The organism is Herbaspirillum sp. CAH-3, assembly GCF_009668275.1.
In the GTDB taxonomy this organism is placed as follows: Bacteria; Pseudomonadota; Gammaproteobacteria; order Burkholderiales; family Burkholderiaceae_D; genus Herbaspirillum; species Herbaspirillum aquaticum.
The window spans coordinates 27741-45104 of record NZ_VSWE01000019.1 but is presented as its reverse complement, the minus strand read 5'-3'; the positions used below and the strand labels follow the sequence as shown (position 1 = coordinate 45104).

Sequence of the window (17364 nt, the reverse complement as noted above, 5' to 3'; positions counted from 1 at the left end):
GCGCGTGGGGCTCAAGCCATGCCCGCGAAGCGGGCGATCAGTTGGTCGGCAAGCAAGTCCTGGACAGCGTCCAGCCGGGCGTGGGCAGCCCCGAGGGTCTGCATGTCCACGGTGGCCAGGCCTTCGTAGCCGCAGGGGTTGATCCAGGAAAACGGTGCCAGGTCCATCGCCACATTGAGCGAAACACCATGGTAAGTGCAGCCGTTGCCCCGTATCTTCAAGCCCAGCGCGGCCACCTTGGCGCCCTGCCAGGGGCCGTCGGCGGCGTAGATGCCGGGCGCCCCCTCCTTGCGTACACCGGCCAGATTATACGCCGCCAGCGTGGCGATCACCGCCTCTTCGATGTTGTGCACGAATTCGCGCGCGAACAGGCGCGCCCCGCTGCGGTTGCGGCGCAGGTCCATCAGCAGGTAGATCACCACCTGGCCGGGGCCGTGGTAGGTGACCTCGCCGCCGCGGTCGGTCTGGACAATGGGGATGTCGTGCGGATTCAACACATGGGCGCGGTCAGCGCCCAAACCCAGCGTGTAGACAGGGGGATGCTCGACGATCCAGAGCTGGTCGGGGGTCTCGGGGGTGCGCGTATCGGTATAGGCGCGCATGGCGGCGAAGCTGGCCTCGTAAGGCTCGACGCCGCGCCGGACGATCTCGGGCCGGCGGGCGCCAGCCACGGGTGTGCTGGCGGTGGGCAGTGCAGTTTGCATGCCCGCCAGTGTAGCGAAATTCCTCTTTGCCCGTATCAGAACCAGCGGATCAGGCCGTGCGGCAGGAGCTTGGCAATACGTACCGTATCGTCGCTAGCCCCCTTGGGAGGCAAGGGAGTGACCGTGAATTCGGCCGCACCGTTGACGGCTTCGAAGATGGCCTCGCCGCGCCCGTGAAAATCAAAGCAGCGGCCCGCCTTGAGCCAGATATCCTCGCGGCAGCCGGCAATGGTCAGCCACACCAGTCCGGAGTTCACACGGATGCGCACGCCGCCCTGCAGGCGACGGGTCTGTACCTGGCCTTCCTGCAACTGGCCCGGGAGGCTGGGATCTGTGAATGAAATTGTCATGGCGCTGGCTCCTTTGCTCGACTGCCTGATTCGCCAGGCAAGCCGCGTCCCTGCCGCGATGCCCGGGAGGGTGCGGCTGCAAGGGGGGAAATGCCTGGAATGATGTGTGATGAGCCATCATTGTAGGAAAGCCCGCAAGCGCGGCAAAACGATATATATTGGTTCTCCTTGCTAATTGAATTCACAAGGAGCCGTCATGGCCGATTTGCGCAAGCTCCCCAACCTGGCCGCCCTGCGCGCCTTTGATGCGGCCGCCCGCCATGGCTGCTTCTCGCGTGCGGCCGAAGAAGTGCACGTCACGCCCGGCGCCATCAGCCACCAGGTGCGCGCGCTGGAGGAAGACCTGGGCCTGCAGCTGTTCCATCGCCATGGCAAGCGCATTTCCATCACCGAGACCGGCGAACGCTTCGCCGCCACCATCCGCAAGGCCCTGGGCGAGATCGCGCAAGCGGCCGACCACCTGCGCAGCCAGACGCGCCAGCAGCGGCTGGTGATCTCGGCCACGCCCTCCTTCGCTTCACGCTGGCTGGCGCCGCGCCTGTGGAAGTTCATCGATGCCCATCCGGAAATCGAGGTGGTGCTGCAATCGGGCAGCCACCTGGCCGACCTGCGGCTGGACGGGGTGGACATCGGCATCCGCTTCGGGCGCGGCCAGTACGCGGGCGTAGTCACCGAGAAGCTCAGCGATGATTACTACTACCCGGTGGCCGCGCCCGGCTATCGCGGCAAGCAGAACAAGAAGCTCGCGCGCCCCGCCGACCTGGTGCATTGCACGCTGCTGCGCATGGACACGCGCGAATCCTGGCAGCCGTGGCTGACCCTGGCCGGGCTGGACCTGCCCGAGCCGCGCGGCACGCTGGTGGTAGAGGATTCTTCGCTGACGCTGCGCCATGCGGTGGAGGGCAAGGGGGTGGCGCTGTCACGCCATACGATTGCCTGGCAGGAGATCGCCAGCGGCACGCTGGTGCGGCTGTTCGACGTCGCGCAGCTGTGTGAGGAGGCACACTACCTGGTGCACCTGCCGGAGGGGCTGGAGAAGCCGGGGGTGGCGGCCTTCAGGAAATGGATCGTGGAAGAGATGCGGCAATTCCAGGCGCAGTCGGAATGGCCGGGCACGGTGCAGAAAACGTCAACCCGCAAGAAGTAATGCGGCCATGAAAAAACCGGCGCGCCTTGCGGGCTGCGCCGGTTTTCGCGAGGGGTCCTGGTCGACCTCAGAGCACGAACTTGACCATCTCGTGCGTGGAGAGCGCGCGATAGATGTTGTCGAGCTGGGCGCGGCTGGTGGCGCGCACGGTCAGGGTGAGCGAGAGGTACTTGCCCTGGGTGGAGGGACGCATCTCGACCTTGCCCGCGTGAAACTCGGGGTCGTGCTCGATGACCATGGCGACGATGGTCTCGGCGAAGGCGTCATGGGTGATCCCGACCACCTTGATGGGGAAGTCGCTGGGATACTCGATCAGGGATTCTTCAGGGGAAATAGTGGGCATAGTCATGGCAAACCGCCTTGGCGTTGTCCGCCTGGCGCTCCGGTTTCAATGCTCCCAGATGGGGATGAACCTGCGGGCTTCAAGCGGGGGGACTCGGGTGGGGAATGCCTGCATTCTACGCCATGCGGGCGGGGCGGCGTGCAGAAAACCGCAGCGCCACCCGCTGGTCATGACAAGCTGCAAATGTCTTACAGCTGTGCCTTGGCCGCCTGGTAAGCCGCATACACCTTGGCAAACACCGGCCCCGGCTGGCCGCTGCCGACCGGTTGGCCATCGAGCGTGACCACCGGCAGCACTTCCTTGCTGGCCGAGGAAATCATGAGTTCATCGGCCGCCAGCACTTCCTCGCGCGTGATGCGGCGCGACTCCAGCACGATGCCCTGCTCGGCGCACAGCTCTTCCATCAGGCCATAGCGGATGCCTTCCAGGATCAGGTTGTCCTTGGGGGGCGCTGCGATCTTGCCATCCTTGACCACCCACACGTTGGAGGACGACGCCTCCGACAGATAGCCATCGCGGAACTGGATCGCTTCGGTCACCTGGTGCTCGGCCGCGAACTGCGCCGCCAGCACATTGCCCAGCAGCGAGGTGGACTTGATCTGGCAGTTCAGCCAGCGGCGGTCTTCCATGCTCACGCAGGCCACGCCCTTCTCGATAGACGCCGCCGGCGGCAGGGCCATCGGATTGGTCATGATCAGCACCGTCGGCACCACCTCCTTGGGGAAGGCATGCGCCCGCTTGGCCACGCCACGGGTGACCTGCAGGTAGATCATCTGGTCTTCCAGACCATTGGCCTCCACCACCTGGCTGATGAGGGCGTTCCAGCCGGCTTCGTCATGCGGATTCGGAATACCGATGCTGTCGAGGCTGCGGAACAGCCGCGCCAGGTGTTGCTGGCCACGGAAGGCCTTGCGGCGATACATGGGGATCACCTCATAGATGCCGTCGCCAAAGATGAAGCCGCGGTCCAGCACCGGCACGCGGGCTTCAGAGAGGGGCGTGAGTTCGCCGTTGAGGTAGACGATGGGATCGTTCATGATGGGCTTTCAGGTAATCGAGGATGATCGGGTGAAGGCGGCAACCGTGCCGCCATGAATCCATTCTGTCACGCGGCTCCCGGCATCCCTATGCAAAAACGGTATAACGCCGCCCTGCCCTCACGCTGCAATCGGCAGCGCCTCTACACGATGCCCGGCCCCCTCGCCGTCGGCCGGTGGCACGAACTTCCAGCGCACGTCGTGGAAGCGCGCCAGCGTCTCGCGGTGGGCGATGCTGATCACGGTCACGCCCGGCAGCTCGCGCGGCAAGGCGGCATAGAGGGCTTCCTCGGTCTCACCATCCATGGCGCTGCTGGCCTCGTCCAGGAACACCAGGCGCGGACGGTTCAGGAACACCCGCACGAACGCCAGCCGCTGCTGCTCGCCCGGTGACAGCGCCTGGCTCCAGTTGGCCGCCACGTCGAGTCGCGAAGCAAGATGCGCAAGACGGCACAACCCCAGGTAACGAGTGATGAGCGCATCCTCAAAACTGCCCTCGGCGGCCGGATAGGAGAGCGCTGCGCGCAGCGTGCCGATGGGCAGGTAGCTGCGCTGGGGCAGGAACATCGCGGGCGCATCCTGGGGCAGCGCGATGCGGCCCTCGCCGTAAGGCCAGATGTCGGCCATGGCGCGGATCAGGGTCGACTTGCCGCATCCGGAGGGACCGCTGATGAGCACGTGTTCGCCCGACTCCACGCGCGCGTCCAGGCGGCGCAGCATGAGGCTGCCATCGGGGAAGGACAGCTGCACGCCGTCCAGCGTCACTGCACTGCCGCCATGCTGCGTGACGGCCAGCGTGCGCGGCATGCCGGCGGCACGTTCGACATCCGCATGGAAGCCCGCCAGGCGGTTGATGGAGGCCTTCCAGCTGGCCAGGGTAGTGAAGGCATTGATGAACCACGACAGGGCATCCTGCACCTGTCCGAAGGCATCGCTGATCTGCATGAGCACCCCCAGCGAAATGGCCCCGGAAAAATAACGCGGCGCCGATACCAGCATGGGGAAGATCACCGCGAACTGGCCGTAGAAATTGACGGCCACGTTGAGCTTCTTGGTCAGCCGCATGATGTTCCACCAGTTCGCGCGGATGTCATCCAGGCGCGCGGTCAGCTGTGCGCGCTCCTGCGGCTCGCCGCGATACAGGGCCACGGCCTCGGCATGCTCGCGCACGCGGATCAGTCCGAAACGGAAATTGGCCTCGAAGCGTTCCTGGTTGAAGCTCAAACCGACCAGCGGACGGCCGATCCACCACACCACGCCGGAGCCGATGGCGGCATAGGCGATCACGAACCAGACCATGTAGCCGGGGATGACCCACGCCTGCCCCAGCGCCTTGAAGGACAGCGGCCCGCTCACCGACCACAGGATGTGGATGAAGGAAAACAGCGTCACGCTGCTGGAAATGAACCCCAGCACCAGCGAGAGCGTATCGCTGGTGAGCGCATGCAGGTCCTCGGCGATGCGCTGGTCGGGGTTGTCGGAGAGGCGGCCCTCCTGTCCCTGCTCGATGCGGTAGTAGGCGCGATGCGCCAGCCAGCGATCGAGGTAGCGCGTACTCATCCAGTAGCGCCAGCGGATCTGCAGCGCTTGCTTGAGGTAGACGCTGTAGATGGCGATGGCCACGAAGACGAAGGCCAGTCCCGAGAACTGCCACAGCAGCGATTTGAACTGCGGATAGTCGCGCGACTGCAGCACGTTGTACATGTCGCGGTTCCAGGAATTGAGCCGCACGTTGATGTAGACCATGCCCAGGTTCAGGGCCAGGATGGCCAGCAGCAGGGCCCAGGCTTTCCATTTTTCTTCGGAGACCCAGAAGGGCTTGATGAGGCGCCAGATCTGCGCTCGCGTGGCGCGATTGGCGTGGCTGGCCTGCTGGGCCGGTGTTTGTTCGGTCATGGTGAATCCTGTGGAGGTTGTCTTCCTTGCTGCCCAGCTTGCCGCACAAGACTTAAACCAGGCTTAAACCAGGCTTGAACCCGGCTTGAACCCGGCTTGAACCGCGCTTGAACCGGTCCTGAAGCGCATGAGGAGAGCATTAAGCCCGGCTTAATGCTTCATGGATCCAGCATTCACGGCTATTGAATGCATCGAAACAATCAATCACGGCCATTTCCTATCGCGGCTAGACTGCGGTCTTTGCTGATGTTGCCTGGCATCAATGCCATCGCCGGGGTGGCCGGCTAATACTTTTGTGTCATTGGCGCCGGCCGGGCAGACCGCAATAATCCGACGCACCAGGTCCGGTTCCGTGTCCGGCCCCGTCAGCGCCACCCATCCTTGCAACGCACCGCCAGAGCATCGGCTTATATTTTCCGGAGAATCCCATGCAAGCCCTATCCCCCAAGCGCCGTTCGCTCAGCGTAGCGGCCCAACTGGCACTGAGCTTTGCGCTGGTGCTGGCCATGATGCTGGTGCTGACGGTGGCCAGCATCTCCAAGGTCAACGCCATCGAAGGCAGCCTGGCCACCGTGAGCGAAGACAACAGCGTCAAGCAGCGCTACGCCATCAATTTCCGCGGCAGCGTGCACGACCGCGCCATTGCCCTGCGTGACCTCACCCTGGTGGGCGAGGCCGAGGTCAAGGACGTGGTCGCCCTGATCAACAAGCTCGATGCCGACTACCAGCAATCGGCCCGGCCCCTCGATGCCGCCTTTTCCACCATGAAGGTCAGTGCCGATGAACGTGCCGGCCTGGAGCGCATCAAGGCCATCGAAGCCCGCGCCATGCCGCTGGCCGCCAAGGCCATCGCGCTGCGCAATGCCGGCGATGCCGAAGGGGCGCGCCAGCTGGTGCTGACCCAGGTGAAACCGGCCTTCGTCGAATGGCTGGCGGCCATCAACCACTTCATCGACCTGGAAGAAAGCATGAGCCAGGCCGAATCCGCCAAGGCCCGCAGCACGGCCCACGGCTTCCAGGCCTTCATGCTGGTGCTGCTGGGTGCGGCGCTGGTGGCCGGCGCGGTACTGGCCACCCTGATCACGCGCAGCATCCGTGGCGCACTCGGGGCCGAGCCCGATGAAGTCAAGCAGCTGGCGCTGGCGGTGGATCGCGGCGAGTTGTATCACGCCGCTGCCGCAACCCGTGGCGATGGCGGCAAGCGCCAGAGCATCATGGCCGCACTCTCGGAGATGAGCGGCAACCTGCGCAATACCGTCACCGATGTACGCGATGCCGCCACGGGCGTGGCCACCATCAGCGCCCAGATTGCCGCTGGCAACAGCGACCTCTCGGCGCGCACCGAAGACCAGGCCGCCTCGCTGGAAGAAACCGCCTCGGCCATGGAGCAGCTCACCGCCACCGTCAAGCAGAACGACGGCCATGCCCGCGAAGCCAACCAGCTGGCGCGCAATGCATCCGACATCGCCAAGCAGGGCGGCGCCATCGTCGAGGAAGTGGTCGATACCATGGCGGCCATCAATACCTCCTCGCGCAAGATCGTCGACATCATCGGCGTGATCGACGGTATCGCCTTCCAGACCAACATCCTGGCCCTGAACGCGGCCGTGGAAGCCGCTCGTGCCGGCGAACAGGGACGCGGCTTTGCCGTGGTGGCCACCGAAGTGCGCAACCTGGCCCAGCGCAGCGCCGCCGCCGCCAAGGAGGTCAAGCAGTTGATCGATGCCTCGGTCAGCAATGTGGAAACCGGTACCCGCCTGGTGGAGCGCGCCGGCGAGACCATGGAGCAGATCGTGGCCAGCGTGCAGCAGGTCACCGACGTGATGGGCGAAATCTCCGCGGCCAGCCACGAACAGAGCCTGGGCATCGAGGAAGTCAACAAGGCCATCGCGCTGATGGATCAGGTGACCCAGCACAATGCGGCACTGGTGGAAGAAGCCACCGCCGCCGTGGCCACGCTGCAGGAGCAGGCCGTGAGCCTGACGCGGGCAGTCGGTGTGTTCCAGCTGGAAGCGCCCGATGCAGCAGGCCTGGCAGTGGCCGCTGAACCCGCGCCTGCGCTCAACACCGTGCAGCTCCCGCTGCGCGTGGTACCCAAGCTGGAAGTGGTGCGCAAGGCGGCGTGATCCAACGCTGCAGCTGGCCTGTTTCGCCTCACGGCGCAAGCAGGCCGGCCGCACCGGGGCGAGAGATCAGAGCTCGTCCAGGAACTGCTCCACAAACCCCCGCATCCTCTCCTGGCGCGCCTGCGCCATGGCTGCACCGGCCGCCGTCTGGAACCCGTCCTGCAGGCGGAACAGCTTGGCCGGGAAATGATCCAGCGCATAGCGCGTATCCTGCAGCGGCCGTTGCTGCGCCTGCGGATCGAGTGCTTCGTAGAGGCTCGATCCCATTCTCCCCGCCACATAGAAACAGCGCGCCACGCCGATGGCGCCGATGGCGTCCAGCCGGTCGGCATCCTGCACGATCTTCGCCTCCAGCGTCAGCGGCGTGACCTGCGCCGAATAGCTGTGGGCCTGCACGGCATGGGCCACGCGCTGCGCGTCCTCCTGCGTCCATCCCCGTGACAGCAGGATCTCCTGTGCGCGTTGGGCGGACAGCGTGGAAGCCTGGCTGCGCAGCGGCGAATTCTTTTCCACCCGGACGCAATCGTGCAGGATGACGGCCGCCAGCAGAATGCGCAGGTCGCCGCCCTCCTCGGCCTGCAGGCGGCGGGCGTTGTTCCATACGCGCAAGAGATGCGAGAGATCGTGCGAGCCATCGCCGGCGTCATCCTCCACCTGCGGCAACAATTGCGCGGCCAGCGTGTCGAAGGGGCGGAAGGTGGCGGCAACCTGGGAAAGATTCATGATTCAAACAGATACATGGGTGACAATTCATCAGTATCGCAGATCAATCGCAGGGGCCGGAAAACGCGGCGTGGTTCACCATTCCGATTTTCCGACAAGTGTTTTCCCATGGCTCTGCTACACGCAAGCCGTTCGCATGTGAGATGATGCGGCTTCCATCAATTTCGCGGCCTGCCCCGGGATCACGATAGCGGCCCTGCTGCCGCAGCGATCTGCCCGCCGCGCATGAACGGCATACCGCACGCGCAACATTCCCTTCCGGTACGCCACAGTAACAACGCCCGACCGCGCCGCTACGCTGGTGGCTGCCTCGCTGGCAGCCTGCCTGGCGCACCGCCGTCGGCCCTGATCCGATTTTTGGAGTTCCCTGATGTTCAGCTGGTTTGAAAAACTGGTCCACCCCTACCCCGAGTCGCAGCCGCTGCCGCCGCCGCGCGGCTTCATGCGCTTCATCTGGTTCTGTACCAAGGGCGTGCGTCCCTATATCGCCGCCATGACCCTGATGACGGCCATCATCGGTGTCTTCGAGGCGCTGCTCTTTGCTGCGCTCGGCCGCATCGTCGACTGGCTGGCCAAGATCGAGCCGGCGCAGCTGTGGGCACAGGAAGGCCATACCCTGGTGTGGCTGGTGGTGATCCTGGCGGCCAGTCCGCTACTGATCGCGCTGCAGACCATGTACAAGCACCAGACCCTGGCGGGCAATTTCCCCATGCTGCTGCGCTGGAATTTCCATCGCCTCATGTTGAGCCAGAGCATGAGCTTCTACCAGAACGAGTTCGCCGGACGGGTGGCCACCAAGGTCATGCAAAGTGCGCTGGCGGTACGCGACTTCTGCATGATCGTGGGCGACATCCTGGTCTTCATCGCCATCTACTTCGCCACCTTGATCGGTGTGGTCGGCAGCTTCGACATGTGGATGCTGGCCCCCTTCTTCGTCTGGCTGGCCGCCTTTGCGGTGGCGCTGCGCTACTTCGTGCCGCGCCTGTCGGCCGTGGCGCGCAACCAGGCTGATGCGCGCTCGCTGATGACCGGGCGCATCACCGATGCCTATACCAACATCGCCACCGTGAAGCTGTTCTCGCATGCCGGGCGCGAAGCCGATTACGCCCGCAGCGCCATGCGCGAATTCCTGACCACGGTCAATCGCCAGATGCGTCTGGTGTCGGGCTTCGAGGTGGTCAATCACATCCTGAACATGGTGCTCATCATCGGCGCCACCGGGGTCTCGCTGTATCTCTGGACCCAGGGCAAGGTCGGTGTCGGTGCGGTGGCAGCCAGTACCGCCATGGCGCTGCGCCTGAACGGCATCGCGCATTGGGTGATGTGGGAAATGTCGTCGCTGTTCGAACACGTAGGCACGGTGCAGGATGGCATCAATACGCTCGCGCGTGCGCACGAGGTCAAGGATGCGCCGGACGCCAAACCGATCAAGGTCAGCCAGGGCGAACTGCGCTTTGAAGGGGTCAGCTTCAGCTATGGCGGCTCGGCCCCGCGCCCGGTGGTGGACAAGCTGGACCTGGTGATCCGCCCCGGTGAGAAGATCGGCTTGGTAGGCCGCTCCGGCGCGGGTAAGTCGACCATCGTCAACCTGCTGCTGCGCTTCTACGATATCGAGGGCGGCCGCATCACCATCGATGGCCAGGACATCGCCCATGTCACCCAGGACAGCCTGCGCGCGCAGATCGGCATGGTCACGCAGGACACCTCGCTGCTGCATCGTTCGGTGCGGGAGAACATCACCTATGGCCGTCCCGATGCCAGCGATGCCGAGATGATCCACGCCGCTGAGCGGGCCGAGGCGCATGACTTCATCGGCACCCTGGCCGATGCCAAGGGCCGTACCGGTTACGACGCGCACGTGGGCGAACGCGGCGTGAAGCTCTCCGGTGGCCAGCGCCAGCGCATCGCGATTGCCCGCGTGATGTTGAAGGATGCCCCCATCCTGCTGCTGGACGAAGCCACCAGTGCACTCGATTCGGAAGTGGAAGCGGCCATCCAGACCTCGCTCTACAAGCTCATGGAAGGCAAGACCGTGGTGGCCATTGCGCACCGCCTCTCCACCATTGCGGCCATGGACAGGCTCATCGTGCTGGACCAGGGCCGTATCGTCGAGCAAGGGTCGCACGCTGAACTGCTGGCGGCCAATGGCTTGTATGCGCGCTTGTGGTCGCATCAGAGTGGCGGCTTCCTCGGTGAAGAGGAAGAGGATGCCGCCGAGATGGCGTGACCCCGGATCGTCAAACATCCAATCGTTATAAATGATTTAAATCATTGATGGCGGCTGCAAAAAAAATGGGCGCACTGTCGAGTGCGCCCATTTTTCTTTCCTGCACGGCTTTATTGCAGATTGAACGAAGCCGTCTTCACATCCTTGGAATCCAGTCCGATCTGCACCTGGAATTCACCCGGCTCGGCCACGTAGTCCAGCTTGGCGTTGTAGAAGGACAGCGCCTTGCGATCGATGCTGAATTGCACCTCTTTCTCTTCACCCGGCTGCAGCATCACCTTGCGGAAATCCTTCAACTCCTTGACCGGGCGCACCACGGATGCGGCCACATCACGGATGTACAACTGCACCACCGTAGCACCCGCGCGACGGCCCGTGTTCTTCACCGTCACGCTGGCCTGCACCTTGCCATCAGCCGTCATGCTCGGCTGCGACAGGCGCACCTCCGAGAGCTTGAACTCGGTGTAGCTCAGACCGTATCCGAACGGATACAGCGGGCCATTGGGCTCATCGAAGTACTGCGAGGTATAGTTGCCCGGCTTGCCCTCGGTAAAGGGACGGCCCACGCGCGGATGGTTGTAGTAGCTCGGGATCTGCCCGACCGAACGCGGGAAGGTGATGGGCAGCTTGCCGGACGGATTGACGTCGCCGAAGAGAAGATCGGCAATCGCATTGCCGCCCTCGGTGCCGGTGTACCAGGTTTCCAGGATGGCCGAGGCATTCTCGCGCGCCCAGTTCAGGTCCAGCGGACGGCCATTCATCAGCACCAGCACCAGCGGCTTGCCGGTGGCCTTGAGCGCCTTGAGCAGATCAAGCTGGCTCTGCGGCAGCGATAGCGAGGTGCGGCTGGAGGATTCGTGCGACATGCCGCGCGATTCGCCTACGGCGGCCACGATCACCTCCGCATTGCGCGCCGCCTTCACGGCTTCATCGATCATGGCCTTGGGGCTGCGCTTGTCCTGCACCACTTCCGGATCATCCCAGTTCAGGAAGTTGAGGTAGTCGACGATGTGCTTGTCTTCGGTGATGTTGGCACCGCGTGCGTAGACCAGCTTGCCCTGCCCGCCCATGGCCGCCTGCAAACCCTGGCGTAAGGTGATGGTCTGCTTGTCCTTGCCCGCAGCGGACCAGCTGCCCAGCATGTCGATGTGCGAATCGGCCAGCGGTCCGACCAGTGCGATGCGCGCATTCTTCTTCAGCGGCAGCGCGGCATTGCGATTCTCCAGCAGCACCATGGACTGCTGCGCCACTTCGCGCGCATCGCGGCGATGCAGGCGGCTATCGGCATAGACGTCGGCCGGATCATCGGCCGCACGGCCAATGCGCACATACGGATCCTTGAACAGGCCCAGGTCATACTTGGCCCCGAGGATGTCGCGCACGGCGTTGTCGAGTTCCTGCTGAGAGACCTTGCCCGAGCGCACCAGCTCCGGCAATTGCTTGATGTAGACCTGGTCGGCCATGCTCATGTCGGTACCGGCTTTCATGGACAGGCGCGCGGCTTCGGCATCGTTCTGCGCCACGCCATGATTGACCAGTTCGGTGATGGCACCGTGGTCAGACACGGTCAGGCCCTTGAAGCCCCAATCGCGGCGCAACAGGTCCTGCAGCAGCCAGGTGTTGGAGGTGGCCGGTGCACCGTTGATGGAATTGAGCGCCACCATGACCGCCCCTGCGCCAGCATCGATAGCGGCGCGATACGGCGGCAGGTAATCGTTGTACATGCGCTGCGGATCCATGTTGACGACGTTGTAGTCGCGCCCGCCTTCGACCGCACCGTACAGCGCAAAATGCTTCACGCTGGCCATCACGCGGTTGGCGGCAATGGGCTTGGTGTCGCCCTGCAGGGCGCGTACCGAGACCTCGGCAATGCGCGAGACCAGGTAAGGATCTTCACCAAAGCCTTCAGACGTGCGGCCCCAGCGCGGATCACGGCTGATGTCGACCATGGGTGCAAAGGTCATGTCGATGCTGTCGGCCGCAGCTTCCTCGGCGGAGATGCGCATGGCGCGCGCAACGGTCTCCATGTCCCAGCTGGAGGCCAGTCCCAAGCCGATGGGGAAGGTGGTGCGGTGGCCGTGGATGACGTCATAGGCGAAGAACATCGGGATCTTCAGCCGCGAGCGCATGGCGCCGTCCTGCAACGGGCGATTCTCGGGACGGGTCACGGAATTGAAGGTGCCCCCGACGCGGCCGGCGGCCAGTTCCTCAGCCAGTTTCTTGGCGGGCATTTCGGGGCCGATGCTGATCAGGCGCAACTGCCCGATCTTTTCTTCCAGCGTCATCTGGCGCAGCAGGTCATCGATGAAGGCAGTCTTGTCTCCGAGCAAGGCGGGATTGGCTTGCGCATGGGCAGCCGGGCCGGTGAGCACGGCGCTGCAGGCCAGCGCGCACAGCGTCATGGCAAGAGCCAGGCGCGGACGGCGCGCGGGCGCGGCTTGCCGCTTGGTAAGCTGGTGGGGCACGGGTTTCCTCTCTCTTTTTTAAACTTTGGCGGCGGTCTGCCCTCTACTCTGTGACCTGCACAAGCGGGACAGCAGCCGGGGCGGCGGGAGCAATTATTGCTTGCATTGTTTGATGCTTAGCCAGCCGGACGGTTCGCTATATTATTCTGTTTTGATGCCTGCGGGACACGCAGGCGCATGGCGGCGTCGAAGGTTCTCATGCCTGCGCGCCGTTTCTTCGTGGAGAAATGCATTGATCAGACATGGATTGAAATGGCCCCTGCTGCAGGGACTGGTGCTCTCGGCGACCCTGCTGGCGGCTTCCGCACAGGCACAAAGCGCGCAGAGTTTCGACCTCAACCAGGCCGTGGCGCGCGCCAGGGAAATGGCCGCCAAACCCTACCAGAAACCGGTGAGCAATCTCTCGCCGACCTTCGCGGCGATGCAGTTCGCCGATTACATGAAGATCCAGCCCAAGAGCGAGAAGTTCGAATGGCGCGACCAGAAGACGCCCTTCAAGCTGGCCTTCTATCACCAGGGCATGCAATTCAATGCCCCCGTAGCCATCCACGAGATCATCGATGGCCGCGTGCAGGATGTGGGCTACAGCACCGACCGCTTCAACTTCGGTGACCTGGCGCTGGCCAAGGACAGCACGGCGCACCTGGGCTATGCGGGCTTCCGCGTGGTCTATCCGCTCAACCGCGATGACAAGGAAGATGAAGTCATGAGCGTGCTGGGCGCGAGCTACTTCCGCGTGATCGGCAAGGGACAGGTGTACGGACTCTCGGCGCGCGGGCTGGCCATCGATACGGCCATGATGAGCGGCGAGGAATTCCCGAACTTCACCGAGTTCTGGATCCAGCGTCCGGCCCCGGGCGAAAAGCAGCTGACCTTCTACGCGCTGCTGGATTCGCCGCGCGCAACAGGCGCCTACAAGTTCACGCTCACGCCCGGCAAGGATGCCCTGCTCGATGTGCAGGCCCGCGTGTTCCTGCGCGCTGATGTCGGCCGCCTGGGCATTGCGCCGCTGACCAGCATGTTCCTGTTCGGACCGAACCAGCAATCCTCGCGCCGCAACTTCCGTCCGGCCATTCATGATTCCAACGGGCTGGCGATCCATACGGGCAATGGCGAGTGGCTGTGGCGTCCGCTGAACGATCCGCAGAACGTGGAGGTGAGTTCCTTCGAGGTCACCAATCCGCGCGGCTTTGGCCTGCTGCAGCGCGGCCGTGAATTCTCTTCCTATGAAGACCTCAAGGACCGCTACGACCTGCGTCCCTCGGCCTGGATCGAGCCCAAGGGCGACTGGGGCAAGGGAGCCGTGCAGCTGGTCGAAATCCCCACGGCCGATGAGACCAACGACAACATCGTGGCCTACTGGGTGCCTGCGCAACAGCCGGCACGCGGCACGCCGCTGGCCTATGACTACCGCATCCACTGGACCATGGATGAGCCCGCCATCCTCAACAATGAAGTCGGCTGGGTCAAGCAGACCTTCCATACCGATGGTGAGCTCACGCAAGCCAACCTGATCCGCGCCTTCGACGGTACCACCGCCCTGCTGGTGGACTTCACCGGTGGCCCGCTGGGCTCGCTGCCCGCCGGGACGGCGGTACAGCCGCAGGTGAGCGTTTCCAACAATGGCGAACTGATCGATGCCCAGCTGCAGCCCAATCCGGCCATCAACGGTTGGCGCCTGACGCTGCGGGTGAAGATTCGCAACGTGGCCCAGGCGGTGGAATTGCGCGCAGCGCTGACCGCCAATGGCAAGCCGCTGACCGAGACCTGGAGCTATCAGCTGCCGCCGCGTTCGGATGTGCAGCGGACTTTCTGATGTCGCCGTAAATTATTTATATCAATAAAAAAAGGGGCTGTTCCGAATGGAGCAGCCCCTTTTTCTTTGATGCGTAAAGATGACGCGATCAGCTCTCCACCGACTCCCCGCGCAGGCGCGCGATGACGCCATCGAGCGCATCGAGGTCATTGAAGTTGATGATGAGCTGTCCCTTGTTGCGGGCACCGGTCTTGATGCTGACCTGGGTAGCCAGCAGGTCCGAGAGTTCTTCTTCCAGGCGTGCGATATCGCGCGACTTGTCCTTGGCTTCGCGCGGCTTGGCAGCCTGCTCGGCGCTGGCGCGGGTGACCAGTTTCTCGGCATCGCGCACCGACATGCGCTTGGCCACGATCTGGTTGGCCAGCTGGATCTGGGTCGCCGAATCGACGGCCAGCAGCGCACGGGCATGGCCCATGTCGATGTCGCCGGCCATGAGCATGGTCTGCACCGGCTTGGCCAGGTTCAACAGGCGCAGCAGGTTGGAGACGGCGCTACGCGAACGTCCCACGGCCAGGGCTGCCTGCTCGTGGGTGAAGGCGAAATCGGTGATGAGGCGATGGATGCCCTGGGCTTCTTCCAGGGGATTCAAGTCCTCGCGCTGCATGTTTTCGATCAGGGCCATGGCGGCCGTGGTCTGGTCGTCCACGTTCTTGACCAGCACCGGCACCTCGGTCAGGCCGGCGATCTTGGCGGCGCGGAAGCGGCGTTCGCCGGCGATGATCTCGTAGGTATCCTTCCCGTTCTTCTGGCCGATGGCGCGGATCAGGATGGGCTGCAGCAAACCCTGTTCCTTGATCGAGGCCGCCAGTTCATTGAGCGCCCCTTCATCCATGCGGGTACGCGGCTGGTACTTGCCGGCCTGCAGTTCGGTCACGGCCATTACCGTGGGCAAGCCCTGCGCGGCTTGCGCCTGGGCTTCTTCGGTGATGTCGGAGGAGCCGCCGAGAAGCGCGTCCAGTCCGCGTCCCAGCCCCTTGGATTTTTTCGGTAGAGTTGCCATGCGATTGCCTGATGAAAACGATGCGTGATGACGATGCGGGTTACAGCGCGAATGACTGCGCGAATTACAGCGTCTTGATGCGCTCGACCATTTCTGCGCCGAATGCGATGTAAGCCTGTGCGCCCTTGGACGAAGGATCGAAGGTCACACCGGGCAGACCATACGACGGCGCTTCGGCCAGTCGCACATTGCGCGGGATGACGGTCTTGAAGACCTTGTCGCCGAAGTGCTGTTCCAGCTGGTCCGAGACCTGCTGCGAGAGCGTCATGCGCGGATCGAACATCACGCGCAAGAGGCCAATGACCTTCAGCTCCGGGTTCAGCTTGGCATGCACCTTCTTGATGGTGTTGACCAGGTCCGACAGGCCTTCCAATGCGTAGTACTCGCACTGCATCGGGATGATGACGCCATGCGCCGAGCACAGGCCGTTCAAGGTCAGCATGGACAGCGCGGGCGGGCAGTCGATGAGGATGAAGTCATAGTCCTCGGCGACGGCGGCGAAGGCGATCTTCAGGCGCGCTTCACGCTGTTCCAGTTCCACCATTTCCACTTCGGCACCCGCCAGCTCGCGGTTGGCGGGCAGCACGTCGAAGCCACCGGCCTCCGAACGCTTGCGCACGGCGCGGATGTCGGACATGCCCAGCAGCACTTCATAGATCGAGGCTTCCAGCGTCGCCTTGTTGATCCCGGCCCCCATGGTGGCATTGCCCTGCGGGTCGAGGTCGGCCAGCAGCACGCGCTGGTTCAGTTGTGCCAGTCCAGCCGCGAGATTGACTGCGGTAGTGGTCTTGCCTACGCCACCTTTCTGGTTGGCGACACAAAATATTTTTGCCATAGTTCGTTCTTATAAGTGCGTTATTGCGTAGTCAACTTGATGCCGAAACCGATCAGGAATACGCCGGCTGCCCGTGACGCCAGCTTGGCGATGGTGCGATTGCGGGCCATGCGGCGGGCGGCGGCATTGCCGACGATGACCAGGAAACTGCCATACAGGAGGGTGCAGCTGCTGATGACTGCGCCCATCGTGAAGAAGGTCAGCGCGCCTTGCTGCGTGGCCGGATCCAGGAACAGCGGGAAGAAGGCCATGTAGAACACGATGGCTTTCGGGTTGAACAAGGTGACCAAAAAGCCGCGCCGGAAGTCAGCGGCATTGGAAAAGGGTACGACTGTACCACCGCCCTCGCCTCTTGCAAACAGGAGACGTCCGCCCAGGTAGGCCAGATAGGCCGCGCCCAGGTATTGCAGACCTTGGAACAGCAAGGGATTGGCATGCAGCAAGGCAGCCACGCCGGCCGCGGCCATGAACATCAGTACGATGTCGCCCAGCATGAGACCCGCCTGCGCCATGAAGCCGCCGCGCAAGCCGCCCTTGGCCGCGCAGGTGAGCACACAGAAGGTACCGGGACCAGGCAGGAGCAGGAACACCATGGTGGCCGCAATCAGTTGCCAGATGTCGGTGATGCCGAGGGTGTGAAAGATCGCCTGCATGGTGGGTCTCCTTGAATGTGAGCGGCCCGGGTTGCTGCCCGG

Annotated in this window: 14 protein-coding genes; 4 read left to right on the top strand and 10 right to left on the bottom strand. The window is 63.7% G+C overall.

What is annotated here, in order from left to right:
- Nucleotides 1–11: 11 nt before the first annotated feature.
- Both lipB and FYB76_RS22300 read right to left on the bottom strand, forming a co-directional pair.
- Nucleotides 12–704 carry a lipoyl(octanoyl) transferase LipB gene (gene lipB / locus FYB76_RS22305; protein ID WP_088756938.1) on the bottom strand — a complete coding sequence of 231 codons (693 nt, stop codon included), beginning with the start codon at nt 702–704 and terminating at the stop codon, nt 12–14.
- A 35-nt stretch (nt 705–739) separates the two neighbouring features.
- The gene (locus FYB76_RS22300; RefSeq protein WP_195724702.1) at nt 740–1054 is read right to left on the bottom strand and encodes a DUF2917 domain-containing protein; all 315 of its coding nucleotides are present in this window, start codon (nt 1052–1054) and stop codon (nt 740–742) included.
- A 196-nt stretch (nt 1055–1250) separates the two neighbouring features.
- Between FYB76_RS22300 and gcvA the strand changes: the two genes are divergently transcribed.
- Nucleotides 1251–2201 (top strand): transcriptional regulator GcvA, encoded by a 951-nt coding sequence (gene gcvA, locus FYB76_RS22295; protein ID WP_154135098.1) that lies wholly within the window; start codon nt 1251–1253, stop codon nt 2199–2201.
- 67 nt (nt 2202–2268) lie between these two features.
- Here the strand turns inward: gcvA and FYB76_RS22290 are convergent, their stop codons facing one another.
- The 3 genes from FYB76_RS22290 to FYB76_RS22280 form a co-directional block, all read right to left on the bottom strand.
- Complete coding sequence (locus FYB76_RS22290) at nt 2269–2550, bottom strand: DUF493 family protein (protein WP_008333859.1); 282 nt, start codon at nt 2548–2550, stop codon at nt 2269–2271.
- 182 nt (nt 2551–2732) lie between these two features.
- Complete coding sequence (locus FYB76_RS22285; RefSeq protein ID WP_154135097.1) at nt 2733–3581, bottom strand: D-amino acid aminotransferase; 849 nt, start codon at nt 3579–3581, stop codon at nt 2733–2735.
- 120 nt (nt 3582–3701) lie between these two features.
- A complete protein-coding gene (locus FYB76_RS22280; protein WP_154135096.1) occupies nt 3702–5477 on the bottom strand; it encodes an ABC transporter ATP-binding protein/permease in 1776 nt (591 codons plus the stop codon).
- Between the two features lie 428 nt (nt 5478–5905).
- Between FYB76_RS22280 and FYB76_RS22275 the strand changes: the two genes are divergently transcribed.
- Entirely contained in the window at nt 5906–7603 is a 1698-nt protein-coding gene (locus tag FYB76_RS22275) for a methyl-accepting chemotaxis protein (protein ID WP_154135095.1), read from the top strand.
- Between the two features lie 66 nt (nt 7604–7669).
- On the opposite strand, the gene FYB76_RS22270 is transcribed toward FYB76_RS22275, so the two are convergent.
- Complete coding sequence (locus FYB76_RS22270) at nt 7670–8326, bottom strand: HD domain-containing protein (protein WP_154135094.1); 657 nt, start codon at nt 8324–8326, stop codon at nt 7670–7672.
- Between the two features lie 370 nt (nt 8327–8696).
- On the opposite strand from FYB76_RS22270, the gene FYB76_RS22265 reads away from it, so the two are divergent.
- Complete coding sequence (locus tag FYB76_RS22265) at nt 8697–10553, top strand: ABC transporter ATP-binding protein (protein WP_154135093.1); 1857 nt, start codon at nt 8697–8699, stop codon at nt 10551–10553.
- Between the two features lie 110 nt (nt 10554–10663).
- On the opposite strand, the gene bglX is transcribed toward FYB76_RS22265, so the two are convergent.
- Nucleotides 10664–13018: a beta-glucosidase BglX gene (bglX, locus tag FYB76_RS22260; RefSeq protein WP_284078962.1), complete on the bottom strand. Its 2355-nt coding sequence runs from the start codon at nt 13016–13018 to the stop codon at nt 10664–10666.
- Nucleotides 13019–13277: 259 nt separating this feature from the next.
- On the opposite strand from bglX, the gene FYB76_RS22255 reads away from it, so the two are divergent.
- Nucleotides 13278–14834, top strand: a complete 1557-nt coding sequence (locus FYB76_RS22255) for a glucan biosynthesis protein G (protein ID WP_154135125.1) — start codon at nt 13278–13280, stop codon at nt 14832–14834.
- Between the two features lie 88 nt (nt 14835–14922).
- Here the strand turns inward: FYB76_RS22255 and FYB76_RS22250 are convergent, their stop codons facing one another.
- The 3 genes from FYB76_RS22250 to leuE form a co-directional block, all read right to left on the bottom strand.
- Complete coding sequence (locus FYB76_RS22250) at nt 14923–15834, bottom strand: ParB/RepB/Spo0J family partition protein (RefSeq protein WP_034335237.1); 912 nt, start codon at nt 15832–15834, stop codon at nt 14923–14925.
- A gap of 64 nt (nt 15835–15898) precedes the next feature.
- Complete coding sequence (locus tag FYB76_RS22245) at nt 15899–16669, bottom strand: ParA family protein (RefSeq protein ID WP_088756949.1); 771 nt, start codon at nt 16667–16669, stop codon at nt 15899–15901.
- A 20-nt stretch (nt 16670–16689) separates the two neighbouring features.
- Complete coding sequence (gene leuE, locus FYB76_RS22240; protein WP_154135092.1) at nt 16690–17322, bottom strand: leucine efflux protein LeuE; 633 nt, start codon at nt 17320–17322, stop codon at nt 16690–16692.
- Nucleotides 17323–17364 lie beyond the last annotated feature (42 nt).